The sequence below is a fragment of the Streptomyces sp. SM10 genome, from assembly GCF_002910915.1.
Taxonomy (GTDB): Bacteria; Actinomycetota; Actinomycetes; order Streptomycetales; family Streptomycetaceae; genus Streptomyces.
In genome coordinates, this window is record NZ_NEUF01000013.1 from 1 (window position 1) to 18135 (window position 18135).

The window sequence follows — 18135 nt, forward strand, 5'->3', positions numbered from 1 at the left end:
CCGGTGACGAACACGTTGCGGGCGTCCGGGTGGCGGTAGAGCAGCGAGCGCGGGTAGAGGTAGGGCACGATCACGGCGTGGTCCATGGTCAGCCGGTCGATGCGGTGCCAGATGGCCGCGCGCTCCGCCAGGTCGCCGCTCACGGCACCCCGGTCGAGCAGACCGTTGATCTCCGGGTCGTCCAGCTCGCCCATGTTCTGGTTGCCGCGCTCCTTGATCGCGCGCCCGTCGACGATCTGCTGGAAGAAGCCGTAGCCGTCGGGGAAGTCGGCCCCCCAGCCGAACATGATGATCCCGATGCCGTGCTCGCGCAGATACTCCGGGCTGCCTCCGTAGCGGTCGAAGTAGTCCCCCGACGGGAAGTCCAGCACCTCTGCCTCGATGCCGACGCGCGCCAGCCCGGCCGACAGCGCCTCGGCCGCGCGGTACTCCTTGAGGCGGTCCTTGCGGGCGGCGATCTTGGTGCGGAAGCCGTCCGGCATTCCGGCCAGGGCCAGTTCGGCGCGGGCCGCCTCCAGGTCACCGGTGCCGTCCTCCCCCACCGGATAGCGGTCGAAGGGCTGGTAGCCGTCGATGGTCGGCGGAAGGATGGTGGTGGCGATGTCACCGCCGACGGGCCCTCCGTACGCCGCCTGCATGGCCGCCTTGTCGGTGGCGAACTGCACCGCCCGGCGGCAGTGGACGTTGTCGAACGGGGTGATCCGGCTGGAGAGGCAGTAGATCCAGGTGAACCCGGTCAGCGGGTTGTCGGCGTTGGCCCGCAGCTCCGGGTCGGCCAGGATGCGCTCCTGGGCCGCGGGCTGCACCCCGAAGCCCGCGAGGTCGATGTGCGCCTCACCGGAGAGCAGCATCAGGTCCACCTCGTGCGGGTCCTTGCCCAGGTGCACCTCGATGCGCTCGGCACGCTGCCGGCGCACCGGGTCGGTCTCCGGGTCCCAGTGCGGATTGCGCTCCAGGACGACGAGCTTGCCGCGCTCGTAGGAGTCGACACGGTAGGGGCCGGTCGCCACGGGGCCGAGGCGGTAGCCGATGCCGGTGTCCCGGTCCCGGGGGACCGGGGTGGTGCTCGGCATGGTCGCCAGCAGGTCCATGCCCGCGAAGGGCTCCGTCAGCCTCAGGACCAGGGTCCGGTCGTCGGGCGTCTCCACCGTGACCGGGCCGTCCACCTCCGGCTCGCGCCAGGGGCCGCCGTAGTCGGTGCCCAGCAGGTGGCGGAAGTAGGTGGGGCCGACGCCCAGCACGTCCGTACCGTAGTTGCTCCTGGCGATGGCGTACTTGACGTCCGCCGCGACGACGGGGGTGCCGTCCTCGTAGAGCAGTCCCGGGCGCAGCCGGTAGGTCCAGGTCCGTCCGCCGTCCGACGCCTCACCGAGCGACTCGGCCAGGTCCGGGACCAGCCGCTGGCCGGCCTTGCCGGGCGCGGTGTCGAAGGTGACCAGGGTCCGGCCGATGAGGCGCAGGAAGTTCCAGGTGTAGGCGTAGTACGTATTGCCGGGGTCGAGCGAGTCGAAGTCGTCGGTGCGCACGAGGCGGAGGGTGCCGCCCAGCGTTTCGGTCGGGGCGACCACGCCGTCGACGGCGGCGTCGAAGCCGGTGGTGCCCGACTGTTCGGTCTCCATGTCCCAGCCCTTCTCGCGGTGATTTCCGCGCCATTCTGCGTGGACGCGGGCGCCCTGGGGCGGGGCGGAGGGTGCGGGCGCATAGCCGACGGCGGGTCGGTATAGCGGAAGAGGAGGGTGAGAGGGGGTGAAGAGCCCTGGCTGATTGGCTCGCGTCCCCCCACGCGCGAAGCGGACGCCGCTTCCCCCCACGCGCGACACGGGCGTCCGTACGAGAGGCGAGAAGAACATGCCCCGAAGAAGAAAATGGCATATACCTGTCATTACTGTCGCCGCCACCGCTCTGCTGGCGGGCTACCCGTCGGTGTCGATGGCCAAGGCTCCCACCCCTCCCCCGGGTTCGGCCCAGGGGTGGTCCCAGAAGGACCAGGCGGATGCCGCGAAGCCCGGCCCCGCAGAGCGCCCCCAGGCCGTGCCCGCCGGTGACCGGGCGAAGGTGCTGGGCTCCGGCTACCGCACCTCCGGCGACGTGGCCTGGACCACCTCGGGCGACGCGACCGGCTTCCACGTCATGGTCGCCGCCGCCGGGGACGGTTACCACTGGCGGACCGCGGCGACCCTGTCCGAACCCGGTTTCGACACCGACACCTGGATCGGCAACGCCTGCCTCACGGCCTCCGGCAAGCGCGCCGCCGTCACCTACGCGCCCCGCACCTTCACCAACAAGCCCGCGCTGCTGACCCGCGGAGCCTTCACCGCGATCGTCGACCTGACGACAGGCGCGGTCACCAAGCTCCCCGTCCAGTCCAGCCTGAGCTACTTCTCGCCGGGCTGCGGTTCCACGGAGAAGGCGGTCTTCTCGCAGTTCTCCGACGACGAGTCGGAGCGGAACGAGACCCGGCTCATCGGCGTCGACACCGCGAGCGGCAAGGCGGCGAAGCCGCTGAAGCTGCCCGGCCAGGTCACCTCAGCCGTCCCCCTCGCCGACGGCTACGCCGCCGCGCAGGGTGCCCGCCTGGTCCGGGTCGCGCCCTCCGGCGCGGTGCGCGTCGCCGCCCGCACCTCTGCCGTCCCCTTCCAGCTCACCGCCGCCGCGGACGGGTCCGTCGTCTACATCGACCGTCCCGGCACCGGCGCGAAGGCCACGAAGGCCGCGGCCGCCACCGAGCGGGCCGAGGTCAGGCGCGCCCCGGCCACGCTCTTCGGCGCCGCCAAGGCGACCGGCACCACTCAGCGCCTGGCCACCGGCGCCCTCACCGACTTCGACCTGGCCCGCTCCGCCCGCACCGGCACGGTGTACGTCACCGGTGAGGCCAAGGCAACCGGCACGCTGCCCGCCTCCGTGCGCATGCCCGCGGGACTGGCGAAGGACGCCGTCCTGTCCACGAAGGGCGAGGCCGCCGTCACCACCGCGTGGGCCGACGGCAAGGACTCCCGGATCTCCCCGCAGGAGGCCGCCTCCGCACGTGCCGCCAGGACCGAGATGAAGATCCTGGACACCGGGCGCACCGTCACCCTCGACTCGCTGCCCGGGACGACGGTCGGATCCACCGCGAGGACCGCGGCCGGGCTCGCCACCTCTCCCGCGCTGACCTCCGGCACCGGTGCGGCGGCCCCGAAGCTCGCCGCCGCCTCGCCGACCAACCCGGTCGAGGCCGAGCGCTACTGCTCGGTCCCGCGCGGTGACGTCAAGAAGCAGGCCTTCCAGCCCACCCCGCGCCAGGTCGAGTGGGCGGTGGACCAGGCCGTGGTCGGGAAGCTCAACTCCCACGTCTCCCGCGCCGCCAACTGGAAGAACACCGGGATGTCGGCCTACCAGCCGCAGTCCCTCTTCCCCCTCAAGACCATGGCGGGCGACCCGAACGGAGCGCCCGACGCGGCCGATGACTACCACATTCCCGCGCAGGTGATGCTGGGTGTCACCGCCCAGGAATCCAACATGTGGCAGGCCACCCGCTTCGCCGTCCCCGGTGTCACGGCGAACACCCTGATCGGCAACTACTACGGCATCAGCCACGGTTCCGACGGTGAGACCCCGGACCCCTGGGCCATCAACTGGGCTTCCGCCGACTGCGGTTACGGCATCGTCCAGGTGACCGACGGCATGCGCAAGGCCGGGCACGAGAAGCCCGGCGAGACGGCGCTCTCCGTGCAGAAGCAGGAGGCCGTGGCCCTGGACTACACCGCCAACATCGCGGCGGGCGTCAACATCCTCGTGGACAAGTGGAATCAGACGTACAACGCCGGGATGACCGTCAACGACGGCGGCCCGGAGTTCATCGAGAACTGGTTCTTCGCGCTCTGGGCGTACAACTCCGGCTTCTACCCGCAGTCCACCGCAGGCTCGCACGGCGGCCACTGGGGTGTCGGCTACACCAACAACCCGGCCAACGCACTGTGGAAGGCCAACCGCACCCCCTTCCTGGAGAACGCCGCCGGCTCCGACGACTACTCGCACGCCGCGCACCCGCAGGACTGGCCCTACCAGGAGAAGGTGATCGGCTGGGCCGCCCGTCCGATCTCCGCGATGTTCGCCCCCGGTGACTTCCAGCCCGGCTACCGCGCTGCCTGGTGGACCGCCGTGGACCAGCGGACGCTGGCCAAGCCGCCGGTCGGACAGTTCTGCGACAGCTCCAACAACTGCGACCCGAGCAAGATCAAGGAGGGTGACACCAGCACCAACGGGGCCTGCCAGCTCAACAACCCGGCCGACGAGTTCTTCCTGCACTGCTGGTGGAACAAGAAGACCAGCTGGAAGAGCTGCGCGGCGGGCGCCTGCGGGTACGCGCTGCACCGCTTCGACGCCACCTACCCGGAACAGCCGGACGGCAACGCCTACCCACCCCGGTGCTCCAGCGGCCTGCCCTCCGGGACGTACGTGATCGACGACGTGGCCTCCGGTGTCACACCGACCGGCTCGTCGGGACGCAGTTGCGGCGCCACGAACTCGCCCGGCACCTTCGGCTTCACCTTCACGGCCGACGGGGCCACCTACCCGGGCAAGATCGACACCCATCAGATCGGAGCCGGATACGGCAACCACTTCTGGTTCTCGCACACCAGGAACCAGGCGACCGCAGAGGGCGCCCGGATGAAGACCACCGGCACCTGGACCCTCACCAACGGCATGAGGGGCTGGGCCCGGGTCTGGGTGCACCTCCCCGACCACGGAGCCCACACCCGGCAGGCCTCGTACACCGTCTCCGGGACCAACAGCACCAGCCCGGTACGCGTGACGCCGCAGCGCGTCGGGGAGAACAAGTGGGTCTCCCTCGGGGTGTTCCAGTTCACCTCCACCCCGAAGATCGCGCTCTCCACGCACGCGGCCGACGGCAGCGGGTCCGAGGACGTGGCGTGGGACGCGGCGGGCTTCCAGCCGCTGTCGGCCAAGCCCAGGGACATGGTCGTCGCGATGGGCGACTCCTACTCCTCGGGTGAGGGCGCCTCGGCAGCGGGCGGCGTCGACTACTACAAGGAGTCCAACTACCGCGATCCCAACAACCCTTCGACGCGCGACGCCTGCCACCGCTCGACCAAGGCGTGGTCCCGTCAGGCGACGATCCCGGGCCGCACGGCGTCCGTGGGATCCATGGACGACAGCCGCTCCGCGGCCATGGACTACCACCTGGTCGCGTGCTCCGGCGCCCGGACGTACAACATCGCCGACGTCGGTGAGAACGGCGAGCTGCCCCAGCTCTCCAAGGGCTACCTCGATCAGAACACCACGCTGGTGACCCTCTCCATCGGCGGCAACGACGCCCGGTTCGCCTACATCATCCAGAAGTGCATCTTCGGCGGCATCGGCTGGCCGACGCTGTGTCAGAACCAGACGTTCGACGACGACGACTCCCACGTGGACGACGCGGCCTACCAGGGTCTGGACATCGGCGTGGCGGCGGAACGCCTGGCGAAGGAGCGGGTGAGGCCCGCCATCACGACGGCCCTGAAGAAGATCCAGGCGAAGGCACCCAACGCCAAGATCGTCCTGATGGGCTACCCGCCGCTGCTGGAGGCGTCGGGCCAGTGCATCATCGGCGTCGGCACCGAGGAGGCCCCCTGGCTGAACAGCATGGCCGGCACCCTCGCCACCGAGATGCAGGGCGCCGTGAACGACGCCAAGGCCGCGGGCACCAAGGCCTGGTACTCCAACCCGGCCCAGAACTTCGCGGGCAAGGCAGTCTGCGGAGACCCCGAACAGGTCCACGGCATCGTGCTGGACCTGGTGGAGAGCGACGAGCCGGCCATCGACTGGCCGATCCTGCAACTCGGCGCCTCCGCGCAGTCCTTCCACCCGAAGGTCGGAGGAGCCCGGCTCTACGCGGACTCCCTGGAGCGGACCATGCAGGGCATGGGCCTCTGACCCCGTACACCCGACAGGGCCCTCCCTCACGCGGGGAGGGCCCCCGGAAGAGGTGAGCGATGAGACGGGTCTCCCGCCGTGGTGACATCGGGGCCGCGCTGCTGCTGCTCCTGCTGGACGCCGTCCTGCTGGTGGTCCTGCTCCTCGGAGTGGTCGTGTCCGGGGGCCTGACGGGCAGCCCGGACCGGGCCGCGGCCGGCCGTGAGGCGTCCCGGGCCGCGCTGGTCTGTCTGGTTGCTCTGCTGGTCTCCGGCGGCATCGCCGCCGCCGCACGGGCCTGGGCCGCCGCAGCGGTTCAGGTGATCGTGCTGGGAGGCGCCGCGGCCGTCGCCTGGACGGGGTTCGGCTCCTGACATGCCGACGCGCTCCCCGGCCACGAAGGCCGGGGAGCGCGTCGGCGTGGGCGCCGGGCCGGGATCAGCGCCGGGCCATGCCCGGCACCGCCGAGAGCATGTCGGCGTCCTGACGGAGGATCGCCCGCTCCAGCGTCGTCAGTCGGGGGCCGGGGTAGATCCCCAGCTCGTCGGTCAGCGTGTTCCTGGCTCTTCGGAACACGGCGAGCGCGTCGGCCTGACGCCCGGAAAGGTACAGCGCCTGCATCAAATGCGCGTAGAGCTCTTCCCTGAGCGGGTGAAGGACTATGAGGTCGGTCAGTTCCCCGATGGCCTCCTCGTATTCACCCAGGGTTATCTCCAGGCAAATGCGTTGTTGCAGTGCGGCCACGCGTTCCTCTTCCAACCGGGCGGCGCGTGTCTGTAACGCACTGATCGAAATCGTGGCCAGAGCAGGGCCCCGCCAGAGTGCGAGTGCGTCCTTGAGCAGATCCAGCGCCTCCTCCTTGAGGTCGGCGCGGATCAGCTTCTTCGCCGTGGCGACGTTGCGGCGGAAGATATCGCTGTCGATCTCGCAGTGAGCCGGATCCAGCTGGTAACCGGAAGCCGTCGACAGGACGGTCTCCTGCGGCACGCCGGCCGCAGCCAGTGAGCGGCGGATCATCCAGACACTGGTCTGCAGCTGGCCCGGCGCGGTCCTGGGGGGGTTCTCACCCCAGAGGTGGCCGATGAGTTCGGGGGTACTGACGGCCCTGCCCGACACAAGTGCGAGGGCCGTGAGAACCCTGAGCTGCCGTTGTCCGGCGAGGGGGACCGCCACGTTGCGGTAAAACATGGAGACCGGACCCAAAATGCGAATCTGCACGCCGACCACAGGGATACTCCCGTTCTGCCTGTCCATGGCTGACTTCCCCCGCCATGAACTGCTGGATTTTCGCACGCAATGGTGTGGATGCACTGGTCAGTGAAGCGAATGTAACGGTCACGAATTCGACCACTACGCGCGTAGCGGTACTCCTGCCCTGTCGAGTCGGGACAGTAATCAGCCAACCTTGCCGCGTCAACGAGGCCTGGATGGACGAGGCTGAAAACTGTCGTGCCGAGGAGCACGGAGAACGGCCACGGGAAAAACCGGGGATAACGATCGCGGGGTGGGGCGGCCCGGGACGCATGATCACGTATCGCACGGAGTAGTCACCGGCGCGCCCGCAGCTCCGGGGTGCGGCGGAGGCTCGACCCCCGGAAAGCCGGGCCCCGGCGGAAGATGTGGCTCCACTGTGGAGAGAACGGGAGCCGAACGGGGCGCGCGAGGTTACCCAGCGCACCGATCCGGACCCGGAACCGCCGCTTCACTGGTCTAGTCCAGTGATGGCGCAAACCGTACGCCACCGAGAGCCCGCACCGAGCCGCGGCGAGCGGAGTGGATCACTGGGGCGCCCGATCGACCGGGACAGGGCGCCCGATCGGCCGGGACAGGCGCCCGAACCCGCCCCGAAGCCCCGGGAACCGGCGTAAACCGCGCGGCCCCCAGGTGTTCGGCCGCCGGGACTACCGGACCCCCGTGACGTCGAGCAGTTCCAGGTGCCGGGGTTCCAGCACGCGTGTGCCGCCGTCCGGCGCGCTGCGCCCGGCCGCCCGGGCGAGTGCCGTCACCGCGTCGGGGGACGCGGTCCGGGAGATCCCCGAGTCGCCCAGCGGGGTCACCATGTCGTCGTGGTGGCAGGGCAGGAGCACGGGCGGCGCCCCCAACGCGTCCAGCAGCCGGTCCGGGTACCCGTGGACGGCGGCGTGGCCGCTCATCCCGATCACCGCGACATCGGGCCGCGCACCCGCGATCTCCCGCTCCGCGACGTTGCTCGTGCCGGTCAGCAGGACGGACGGACCGCCCTCGACCGACACCTGGAAGGCCAGCGTCTGCCCCTCGACGAGATCACCCAGGGTCCGGGGCCGTGCCGGGACGGCGCCCCGCGTCCCGGCCGCGAAGGACGAGTAGTCCTCCTGCCGGCTGTGCAGACTGCGGAACACCTCCACGCTGTAGCCGTCGAACTGCAGGTGGTCACCGCCGTTCACCGCCACCACGTCCGCCATACGGTGCGCCGGGGTGCCCATCGCGGCCAGCAAGTGGCGTGACGTGGTGTCACAGAGGGTCCGGACGCGCCGGTCGGCCCAGGCCGGCCGGCCCAGCAGGTGCGGCACGTCGGCGAGGTGGTCGAAGTGCCCGTGGCTGATCAGGATCAGCTCGGGCGCCCCGGTCAGCCCCTTCTCCGCGACGTGCTCCACCGCCTCCGGGTCCAGCCGCAGCGGCAGCGCCGGATCGAGGGCGCCGCCCTCGCCGGCGTACGGCATGCGGCTCAGATACGGATCGAAGAGCACGCTGCGGCCCGCGAAGGACAGCTCCCACCCCGCCACACCCAGCCAGCGCAGCCCGAGAGAGGAGCCCTTCTGCGCACGGCGGGAGTGCGCGGCCGGCAGCGGGGCGGCGCCGCCGACCAGCAGCCCCGCCGCCCCGGCACCCAACGCGCCCTGGAGTACCGACCTTCGCGACTGACCCATGCGCCACCTCGTTCACGTTGTGCTGATCACATGTCACCCTACGGAGCCGGTGCGGTGCGGCGGCACATTTGAGTCAGCGGCGGGGCGTGGCGGATCAGGTGGTGTACTCGGAGTTCAGCCGGACGTACCCCTCCGTCAGGTCGCAGCCGTAGACGGTGAACTCGCCCTCCCCGATGCCCAGTCCGATGCCGATCAGGACCTCGCTGCCGCGCATGTGCTCGGCGACCGTCGCCCGCAGCTCGGTGTCACCGGGACCGTCGGAGCTCTGCGGATAGACCAGGGTCCCGCCGAACCGGACGGTGACGTTCTCCTGGAGGATGTCGGTGTCGTCGGTGCACTTGCCGATCGCCATGTTCACGCGGCCCCAGTTGGGGTCGCTGCCGTGCACGGCGGTCTTGACCAGCGGCGAGTTGACGACGGTCTTGCCGACACGCTTGGCCTGCGCCGTGTCCCGGGCCCCGGTGACCCGCACCTCGATGAGCTTGCTGGCCCCCTCGCCGTCGGAAGCGATGTTCTTCACCAGGGCGAGCGCCACCTCGTGCAGCGCCTCCTCGAACTCCGCCGGATCCACCTCGCCGGCAAGCCCGTTGGCGAAGAGGACCGCGGTGTCGCTCGTCGAGGTGTCGGTGTCGATGGACACCGCGTTGAAGGTGCGGTCCATGACACTGCGGAAGATCCGGTCCTGCACGTCCCCCGGCAGCAGGGCGTCGGTGGCGAAGAAGGTCAGCAGTGTCGCCATGTCGGGCTCCAGCATCCCCACACCCTTGGCGATGCCGACGAGCGTCGCCTCGCCGCAGCGCACCCTGACCTCCTTGGGCCGGGTGTCGGTCGTCATGATGGCCCGGGCCGCCCGGTCGAACCCGCCTTCCGGGAAGGGCCAGGACAGCTGCTTGATGTGCGCGCGGATCTGCTCCATGGGGTACTGGAGGCCGATCACCCCGGTGGAGGCGATCAGCATCTGGTCCGGGGAGAGCCCGGTCGCGGCGGCCACGCCGTCGCGCACCTCACGGGCGTTGCTCTCCCCCTCCGGACCGGTGGCGACGTTGGCGTTCCGCGCCACGACGACGACCCCCCGCGCGTGCCCGTCGGCCGCCGCGGCCCGGCTGAGCACCACGCTCGGGCCGGAGAAGCGGGACTTGGTGAACACCGCGCTGACCTGCGTGGGCACGGTCGAGGCCAGCACCGTGAAGTCGTCCCGCCCATCACCGACGAGTCCCACCGGAGCGGTGTGCACCACGAACCCCGCGGGCTCCCGAGTGGTCGTACGGGTCATGATCGCCTTCTTCCTTCGGGCATGCCTTTATGCGCTCGGTTGTATTCCTATTCATCTATCACAGGTGGCGCGGGCACCGGGGCCGAACCGTCCGGGCCGTCTCGAAGCGCACTACAGAGCGGTCGGATAGGCGCTGGAGAGGCCGTGGAGAGAGCCCACCGGCACGGTGACGGCAATCCGCTTCCCGTCGACATCCTGGAGACGACGCCGTATGTCCCGTGTTTCGACCAAGCCCAGTGGCAACCCGACGGCCGCACACGCACTGCTCAAGCGTCTCCACGAGCACGGAGTGGAGACCGTGTTCGGCGTCGTGGGCCGCGAAGCCGCCTCGATCCTCTTCGACGAGGCACCGGGGATCGACTTCGTCCTCACCCGGCACGAGTTCACCGCCGGTGTCGCCGCCGACGTCCTGGCCCGCATCACCGGCCGGCCGCAGGCCTGCTGGGCCACGCTCGGCCCCGGCATGACGAACCTCGCCACCGGTGTGGCGACCTCGATCCTGGACCGCTCGCCCGTCATCGCGCTGGCCGCCCAGTCCGAGTCGCACGACATCTTCCCCAACGACACGCACCAGTGCCTGGACTCGGTCGCCGTGATGCGTCCGATGACGAAGTACGCCGTCGAGCTCCAGCGCCCCGACGAGATCACCGACCTGGTGGACTCCGCCGTCGCAGCCGCGATGACCGAGCCCGTCGGCCCCAGCTTCATCTCCCTCCCCGTCGACCTGCTCGGGGCCGACGTCGACTCCTCGGTCACCCACCCCGAGGCGCGGACCCCGGCCAAGCCGGTCGGCGCCGTCCAGGCCGGCTGGGAGGCCGGCGCCGACGAGGCCGCCACCCTGGTCGCGGGTGCGGAGCACCCGGTGTTCGTGGTCGGCGCGGCGGCCATCCGCTCCGGCGCCGTCCCCGCCATACGGGCCCTGGCCGAGCGCCTGGACGTCCCCGTCATCACCACGTACATCGCCAAGGGCGTCCTGCCGCACGGCCACCACCTCAACTACGGTGCCGTCACCGGGTACATGGACGGCATCCTGTCCTTCCCGGCCCTGGAGACCCTCTTCGGCCCGGCCGACGTCGTCGTGACGCTCGGGTACGACTACGCCGAGGACCTGCGCCCCTCGATGTGGGCCCGCGGCGGCGAGAAGACGACCGTCCGCGTCTCCCCGACCGTCAACCCGATCCCCCGGGTCTACCGCCCGGACGTCGACGTGGTCACCGACGTGCTCGCCTTCGTCGAGCACCTGGACACCGCCACCGCGGACGTCGCGAAGAAGACGCCGCACGACATCACCCCTCTGCGCGAGCGGGTCGCCGAGTTCCTGGCCGACCCCACCGAGTACGAGGACGGCATGCGGGTCCACCAGGTGATGGACTCCATGAACACGGTGATGGAGGAGACCGCCGAGGCCGGTGAGGGCACGATCGTCTCCGACATCGGCTTCTTCCGGCACTACGGCGTGCTCTTCGCCCGCGCCGACCAGCCCTTCGGCTTCCTCACCTCGGCCGGCTGCTCCAGCTTCGGCTACGGCATCCCCGCGGCGATCGGCGCCCAGATGGCCCGCCCCGGCCAGCCCACCTTCCTCATCGCGGGCGACGGCGGCTTCCACTCCAACAGCGCCGACCTGGAGACCATCGCCCGGCTCAACCTGCCCATCGTGACGGTGGTCGTCAACAACGACACCAACGGGCTGATCGAGCTGTACCAGAACCTCGGCCACCAGCGGTCGCACGACCCGGCCGTCAAGTTCACCGGGGTCGACTTCACCGAGCTCGCCCGCGCGAACGGCGTCGAGGCCGTCAGGGCCGAGTCCCGCGAGGACCTGCTCGCCGCGCTGCGCAAGGGAGCCGGTCTCGGCCGCCCGTTCCTGATCGAGGTCCCGGTGAACTACGACTTCACCTCCGGCGGCTTCGGTGCCCTGAGCATCTGATCATGGCGCTCACACTCCCCGCGGCCACGGGGTTCCTGGTCTCCGCCCAGCTGGGCGGGGACCGGGTCCCCGGGCCCGTCTTCGCCACCCGGGGCGCCCACGCGACCGTGGCCGAAGCCCTCAGCACCCAGACCCTGAACACCGTACTCGTGCACGCGGGTTCGGCGGCGGACGCCGTGGCCCGCTCCGGGGACACCGCGCTCGTCCTGGCCGGCGAGCTCTACAACCGGGAGGAACTGCTCACCCTCCTCCCGGCCGGCACGGACGCCCGGACGGACGCGCAGCTGCTGCTCGCCCTGCTGGGCGTCTACGACCTGCACACGTTCCGGCTGCTCAACGGCCGGTTCGCGGCGGCCGTGGCACTCGGCGACCGGGTGCTCCTGGCCACCGACCACGCCGGCTCCGTCCCTCTCTACACCCTTCCGGCGCCGGGCCGGGTCCTCGCCGCCACCGAGATCAAGGCGCTCGTCCCGGCGACGGTCCACAGCCCGCCGTCCGGGCGGCCCGTCGCCGAGGCGCGCAGGGTGCGCCGGGTGCCGGGTGTCCACCAGGTGCCCGCCGGCACGGTGCTGGAGCTCGATGTACGTACCGGCGCCGCCACGCCCTCCCGGACCTGGACCCCGCCGGTGTCCCGGCGGATCCTGCCGGAGGCCGAGGCCACCGCCGCCGTACGCGAGACGCTCGAACGGGCGGTCATGGCCCGCACGGGCGGCACCACCCCGCTGGTCGTGCTCTCCGGAGGAATCGATTCTTCCGGCGTCGCCGCCCTCGCCGCCGCTCACACCGACGGCCCTCTGGACACGCTGTCCATGGGCACCGACACCTCGGACGAGTTCGCCGAGGCACGCGTGGTCGCCACCCACCTCGGCTCCGCCCACCGGGAGATCACCGTCCCGACGGCGGACCTGCTCGGCCAGCTCCCGTACGCGATCTGGGCGTCCGAGTCCGTCGACCCGGACATCATCGAGTACCTGCTGCCGCTCACCGCCCTGTACCGGGCGCTCGACGGGCCCGCCCGCCGCATCCTCACCGGCTACGGCGCCGACATCCCGCTGGCCGGCATGCACCGCGAGGACCGGCTGCCCCAGCTGGACACGGCCGTGACGTACGACATGGCCACCTTCGACGGGCTCAACGAGATGACCCCGGTGCTCTCCGGCATCCAGGGCCACTGGTCGACCCACCCGTACTGGGACCGTGACGTGCTGGACCTGCTGGTACCGCTGGAGGCCGGGCTCAAACGACGCCACGGCCGCGACAAATGGGTGCTGCGCGAGGCGATGAGCCCCCTGCTGCCGCACGAGACGGTCACCCGGCCGAAGCTCGGTGTCCACGAGGGGTCGGGGACGACGTCGTCCTTCAGCCTCCTGCTGATGGACGCCGGCGTCCCGGAGGCCGACATCCACCGGGCCAAGTCCCTGGTGGTGCGGGAGATCTTCGACCGGGTGGTCGTCGAGGGCCTGCCGCCCGCCGAGGTGAGCACCGCCGACGCCGTGCACCGGGTGTCCGCACGGCTGAAGGAGACCGAGTGAACCGCCTCAGCCCCCGTCCCGCCCGCCGGCGGCCCTACCGACAGGAGGGATGACGTCGTGGAACGTGTCGACACCGCGATCTCGCCCCGCTACGCGCAGATCCCCACCTTCATGCGCCTGCCGCACGACCCGCAGCCCAGCGGCCGTGACGTCGTCGTCATCGGTGCCCCCTACGACGGGGGCACCAGTTACCGGCCGGGGGCCCGCTTCGGCCCGCGCGCCATCCGCAACGAGTCGGGCCTGATCCACGGCGTCGGCATCGACCGGGGGCCGGGCACCTTCGAACTCATCGACTGTGTGGACGGCGGGGACATCGACCTCACCCCCTTCAACATGCACATCGCGATGGAGACGGCCCACCGCCATCTGCGGGGCATCCTCCAGAACAACGCCGCCTTCCTGATGCTCGGCGGCGACCACTCCCTCACCCTGGCGGCCCTGCGCGCCGTGGCGGAGCAGCACGGCCCCGTCGCCGTGGTCCACCTGGACGCCCACTCCGACACCAACCCCGCTTTCTACGGCGGCGAGTTCCACCACGGGACCCCGTTCCGGCACGGCATCGACGAAGGTCTCATCGATCCCCGGCGCACGGTGCAGATCGGCATCCGGGGCCACAACCCCCAGCCCGACTCGCTGGACTACGCCCGCGGCAAGGGCGTACGGGTCGTCACCACCGACGAGTTCGTCGAGACCGGTGTCGCCGGGACGCACGCCCTGGTCCAGGAACTCATCGGCGACCGCCCCGTCTACGTGTCGGTCGACGTCGATGTCGCCGACCCGGCCTTCGCCCCCGGCACCGGCACGCCCGCGCCCGGCGGACTCTCCTCCCGCGAGGTCCTGGCCCTGCTGCGCTGCGTGGGCGAGCTGCGGCCGGTCGGCTTCGACGTCATGGAGGTCTCGCCCCTCTACGACCACGCCGGAATCACCTCCGTCCTGGCGACCGAGATAGGCGCGGAACTGCTCTACCAGTACGCCCGCGCTCACATCAAAGGAAGGAACGACGCGTGACCGTCATCGACTGCTCCGAACTCCGCGACGAACTCCTGGAACTCGCCGCGCGCCTGCCCGCGGTGCCGCGCGCGGACCTCCCCGCCTTCCTGGAGGCCGCCAAGGCGGCGTCCGGCGACCTCCCGGCGTCGATCGCCGAGGCGCTCGACGCCTTCAACACGTCCGGCAACGAGGACGGCTACCTCCTGCTGCGAGGCCTGCCCGTCGAGCCGGAGGACCGGCTGCCGCGCACCCCCGAGTCCACCCCGGCGCCGGTGGAGCGCCCGCTGCTCACCATGGAGGCGATGCTCGGCGTCGTCGGCCGCCGGCTCGGCCTGCACACCGGGTACGGGGAACTGCGCAGCGGCACCGTGTACCACGACGTGTACCCCTCCCCGGGCGCGCACCACCTGTCGTCGGAGACCTCCGAGACCCTGCTCGAATTCCACACGGAGATGGCGTACCACCAGCTCCAGCCCAACTACGTGATGCTCGCCTGCTCCCGTGCCGACCACGAACGCAGAGCCGCGACCCTGGTCGGTTCGATCCGCAAGGCGCTGCCGCTGGTGCCGGACGGCTTCCGCAGCCACCTCTTCGACCGCAAGGTGCCCTGCTGCGTGGACGTCGCCTTCCGCGGCGGCGTCGAGGACCCGGGCGCGATCGCCGAGGTGAAGCCGCTCTACGGCGAGTCGGCCGATCCGCTGCTCGGCTACGACCGGGAGCTGCTGGCCCCCGAGGACCCCCGGGACGTCGAGGCCGTGGAGTCGCTGTCCAAGGCGCTGGACGAGGTCACCGAGGCCGTGTACCTGGTCCCCGGTGACGTGCTGATCATCGACAACTTCCGTACGACGCACGCCCGTACGCCCTTCACACCGCGGTGGGACGGGGCGGACCGGTGGCTGCACCGCGTCTACATCCGCACCGACCGTTTCGGGCAGCTCTCCGGCGGCGAGCAGGCGGGGGACGTGGTCACCTTCGTCCCGCGCGCCTGACGGTCCACCCGCACGGCCCGGCGGGCCGGTGGCGCTCCCCGACGACGTGGGGCACCACCGGCCCGCCCGTCGTGGTGCCCGCCCGCGGGTCCCGCTCTCTCGGCTCACTCTCCCGCCGCTCTCCGTGGTGCCCCGGCGCCCGGGAGCAGAGGTTAGCGTGTCGGAGGGATGGCCGGAGGCGGTCCGGTCACGGAAGAGATATCCGCAGCGGACGAGGAGACAGCGCCAAGTGTCTGACCCCACCTTGCAGCAGATGGCACGTCATGACCGCGCGAGGAGCCGCGGACCACGCAGAGGACCGGTACTGGGCGTGGCGGTGGCCGTCGTCCTGGCTGCGGGCGCGGGCTGGTGGGGATACCGGGCCTGGTCCGGGAACGGGCCGGAGACGGACCCCGAGGTGGTCTCCGCCACCGAGCGGCTCCAGTCGTTCCTCGACGGGTGGGCGGCGGGCGAGGCCGCGAAGGCGGCGGCGCTCTCCGACTCGCCGGAGAACGCCGAGTCCCTGCTGACCTCGGTGATGACGAATCTGAAGCCGACCAAGGCGGAGCTTTCGGCGGGCGACGGCAAGAAGAACGACAAGGGCGAGGTGACCGTCCCCTACACGGCGCGGTTCAGCATCCCCGCGGTCGGGCTGTTCAGCTACGCGTCCGAGGCGACCCTGACCAAGAAGGCGGAGCGGTGGACCGTGGAGTTCGGCTCCCCCATGGTCCATCCCCGGCTGAAGCCGGGGCAGACCCTCGCCCTGAAGACGGTGGCCGAGCGCGCCGCCGTGCTCGACAGGAACGGCGACGACCTCCAGGCCGCCTCCCTGCGCGGCTCGGTCGACGAACAGGGCAAGGGCACCTTCGGCCTCGAAGCGCGCTACGACAAGCAGTTACGGGGAGGCGGGGGCGCGGCCACGAGTGAGGTGGTGATCGCCGACCGGCAGTCCGGCCAGGCCGAGGCCTCCCTCACCAAGAGCTCCGCGAAGCCGGGCAAACCGGTCAGGACCACCATCGACCCCGAGGTGCAGGGCGCCGCGGCGGCGGCCATGGAGGGGCTGAAGGTGAACGCGGCGCTCGTCGCCCTGGAGCCCTCGACCGGCAACATCCTGGCCGTCTCCAACCGCCCGGCAGGCGGCCTCAACCGGGCGCTGGCCGGGCGGTACCCGCCGGGGTCGACGTTCAAGGTGGTGACGGCGGCGGCGATGCTGAAGGCAGGCATGAAGCCGTCCGACGTGGTGGAGTGCCCCAAGTTCGCGCATGTCGACGGGCAGCGCTTCGAGAACCAGAACCAGTTCACGCTGCCGGCGGGATCGACCTTCAAGGACTCGTTCGCGAAGTCCTGCAACACCATGTTCGTGGAGAACCGTGCGAAGGCGGGCGGCTCCGCACTGCACGACGCGGCCGAGGCGTTCGGGATCGGCGGGGTCTGGGACGTGGGTGACTCGACGTACGACGGGTCGGTCCCGGTGAGCACCTCGGACAACGACCTCGCGGCATCGACGATCGGCCAGGCCCGGGTGCAGGCCTCGCCCCTGGTGATGGCGTCGATCGCGGCGACGGTGAAGGAGGGCGCGTTCAAGCAGCCGGTCCTGGTGCCCGACGCGGTCAAGAAGAAGCACGGGGCGACGGCGCGGCTCGACCCGTCGGTCACCGGCGACCTGCGCGACATGATGCGGGCGACCGTGACCTACGGCGCGGGCAGCGCCCTGACGGGCATCCCCGGGGAGCCGCACGCCAAGACCGGGACCGCGGAGTTCGGGGAGGAGAAGCCGCCTCGGACCCACGCCTGGATGATCGGCTACCAGGGCGGCAGCGACCTGGCGTGGTGCGTGATGCTGGAGGACGGCGGTTCCGGCGGCGCCGACGCGGGACCGGTGGCCGCCAGGTTCCTCAAGGGCCTGACGGACGCGGGCTGACCGGCCGGGACGGGCCGCCGCCCCTACGGCGCCGGCTCGTCCAGTGCCTCCGCGAGCCCGTCCGTGGCCAGCACCATGCTGACGGCGGCCGAGCTGTTGAGGCAGAGGCTGTGGCCCGGAGGGATCCGGGCGAGCAGGTCCAGGGCCGGCAGCCTTTCGAACCCCAGCCCGGCGGCCCGGAGGTGGTGGGGCGAGGTGTAGACCGGGACGACGGGCGTGCCGTCGGGCGCGGAGGCGCTGACCGGCTCGCCGTCCGCGGTGACGAGCACCGCGACCTCGGCCGCGGCCAGGGCCGCGGTGACGTCCTCCGCCGGGCCGTACCCGGTGGTGGCGAGCTGGATGGCGCGGTCCACGGCGTCGGCGGGTTCGGGCCATCCCCTCGCCTCGGGTGACGGCCTGTACTCCGCGTTGTCCTGCCACTCGACGATCTCGCCGCGGGAGTCGGAGCGCCACTGGCCGACGACGGCCCACTCCGGCGGCGGGCCCTCCCCCCGCCATGCGGGATCGCTGAGGTAGAGCCAGTGACCTGGGGCCAGCCTGGCGGCCTCGACGAACTCCTCGGGCGGCGCGGGGGCCATGGGGGCGGCAGGGCCGGACTCGCTCATCTGTTCCTCGCTTGCTGGTGGGGTATCCGGGCCGGCCACGGCGGCCGCACCACCGCTTCGGGTAGGCGGCGCGGGGGTGGGTGCGGGCAGGGGCGTACGGTCCGACTCACCGCGC

12 protein-coding genes are annotated in these 18135 nt (G+C 71.3%); 7 read left to right on the forward strand and 5 right to left on the reverse strand.

The features are described 5' to 3' along the window. On the reverse strand, positions 1–1619 hold a 1619-nt coding region (locus tag B9S57_RS00655; RefSeq protein ID WP_103513564.1), incomplete at its 3' end, for an ABC transporter substrate-binding protein. Positions 1620–1848: 229 nt separating this feature from the next. Between B9S57_RS00655 and B9S57_RS00660 the strand changes: the two genes are divergently transcribed. Together B9S57_RS00660 and B9S57_RS00665 are read left to right on the forward strand one after the other, a co-directional pair. After that, positions 1849–5919: a GDSL-type esterase/lipase family protein gene (locus tag B9S57_RS00660; RefSeq protein WP_258036147.1), complete on the forward strand. Its 4071-nt coding sequence runs from the start codon at positions 1849–1851 to the stop codon at positions 5917–5919. Between the two features lie 59 nt (positions 5920–5978). Further along, positions 5979–6272: a transporter gene (locus B9S57_RS00665; protein WP_103513566.1), complete on the forward strand. Its 294-nt coding sequence runs from the start codon at positions 5979–5981 to the stop codon at positions 6270–6272. 64 nt (positions 6273–6336) lie between these two features. Here B9S57_RS00665 and B9S57_RS00670 read toward each other — a convergent pair whose 3' ends face one another. From B9S57_RS00670 to argJ, 3 genes are all read right to left on the reverse strand, one after another. Beyond that, positions 6337–7152 (reverse strand): AfsR/SARP family transcriptional regulator, encoded by an 816-nt coding sequence (locus B9S57_RS00670; protein ID WP_258036148.1) that lies wholly within the window; start codon positions 7150–7152, stop codon positions 6337–6339. A 647-nt stretch (positions 7153–7799) separates the two neighbouring features. Next, complete coding sequence (locus B9S57_RS00675) at positions 7800–8804, reverse strand: MBL fold metallo-hydrolase (RefSeq protein WP_103513567.1); 1005 nt, start codon at positions 8802–8804, stop codon at positions 7800–7802. A gap of 94 nt (positions 8805–8898) precedes the next feature. Then, positions 8899–10077 (reverse strand): bifunctional glutamate N-acetyltransferase/amino-acid acetyltransferase ArgJ, encoded by a 1179-nt coding sequence (gene argJ, locus B9S57_RS00680; protein ID WP_103513568.1) that lies wholly within the window; start codon positions 10075–10077, stop codon positions 8899–8901. A gap of 211 nt (positions 10078–10288) precedes the next feature. Here argJ and B9S57_RS00685 point away from each other — a divergent pair, with 211 nt between their 5' ends. From B9S57_RS00685 to B9S57_RS00705, 5 genes are all read left to right on the forward strand, one after another. Further along, complete coding sequence (locus B9S57_RS00685; protein ID WP_103513569.1) at positions 10289–12004, forward strand: thiamine pyrophosphate-binding protein; 1716 nt, start codon at positions 10289–10291, stop codon at positions 12002–12004. Continuing rightward, positions 12004–13536 carry an asparagine synthase-related protein gene (locus B9S57_RS00690; RefSeq protein WP_103513570.1) on the forward strand — a complete coding sequence of 511 codons (1533 nt, stop codon included), beginning with the start codon at positions 12004–12006 and terminating at the stop codon, positions 13534–13536. Before B9S57_RS00685 ends, B9S57_RS00690 begins: the two co-directional genes overlap by 1 nt. Before the next feature lie 57 nt (positions 13537–13593). Continuing rightward, positions 13594–14544: an agmatinase gene (gene speB / locus B9S57_RS00695; protein WP_103513571.1), complete on the forward strand. Its 951-nt coding sequence runs from the start codon at positions 13594–13596 to the stop codon at positions 14542–14544. After that, positions 14541–15515 carry a clavaminate synthase Cs1 gene (gene cs1, locus B9S57_RS00700; RefSeq protein ID WP_103513572.1) on the forward strand — a complete coding sequence of 325 codons (975 nt, stop codon included), beginning with the start codon at positions 14541–14543 and terminating at the stop codon, positions 15513–15515. The genes speB and cs1 overlap by 4 nt, the downstream gene beginning before the upstream one ends. A gap of 229 nt (positions 15516–15744) precedes the next feature. After that, positions 15745–17415, forward strand: coding sequence for a penicillin-binding transpeptidase domain-containing protein (locus B9S57_RS00705; RefSeq protein ID WP_103513573.1), 1671 nt, complete (start codon positions 15745–15747; stop codon positions 17413–17415). Between the two features lie 23 nt (positions 17416–17438). Here the strand turns inward: B9S57_RS00705 and B9S57_RS00710 are convergent, their stop codons facing one another. Continuing rightward, entirely contained in the window at positions 17439–18020 is a 582-nt protein-coding gene (locus tag B9S57_RS00710) for a type VII secretion system-associated protein (RefSeq protein ID WP_103513574.1), read from the reverse strand. Positions 18021–18135: the final 115 nt, after the last annotated feature.

Excerpts from the sequence above, each read along its gene's own strand:
- B9S57_RS00660 (WP_258036147.1), top strand. The coding sequence starts at position 1,849 with ATGCCCCGAAGAAGAAAATGGCATATACCTGTCATTACTGTCGCCGCC.
- B9S57_RS00665 (WP_103513566.1), top strand. The coding sequence starts at position 5,979 with ATGAGACGGGTCTCCCGCCGTGGTGACATCGGGGCCGCGCTGCTGCTG.
- B9S57_RS00670 (WP_258036148.1), bottom strand. The coding sequence starts at position 7,152 with ATGGACAGGCAGAACGGGAGTATCCCTGTGGTCGGCGTGCAGATTCGC.
- B9S57_RS00675 (WP_103513567.1), bottom strand. The coding sequence starts at position 8,804 with ATGGGTCAGTCGCGAAGGTCGGTACTCCAGGGCGCGTTGGGTGCCGGG.
- argJ (WP_103513568.1), bottom strand. The coding sequence starts at position 10,077 with ATGACCCGTACGACCACTCGGGAGCCCGCGGGGTTCGTGGTGCACACC.
- B9S57_RS00685 (WP_103513569.1), top strand. The coding sequence starts at position 10,289 with ATGTCCCGTGTTTCGACCAAGCCCAGTGGCAACCCGACGGCCGCACAC.
- B9S57_RS00710 (WP_103513574.1), bottom strand. The coding sequence starts at position 18,020 with ATGAGCGAGTCCGGCCCTGCCGCCCCCATGGCCCCCGCGCCGCCCGAG.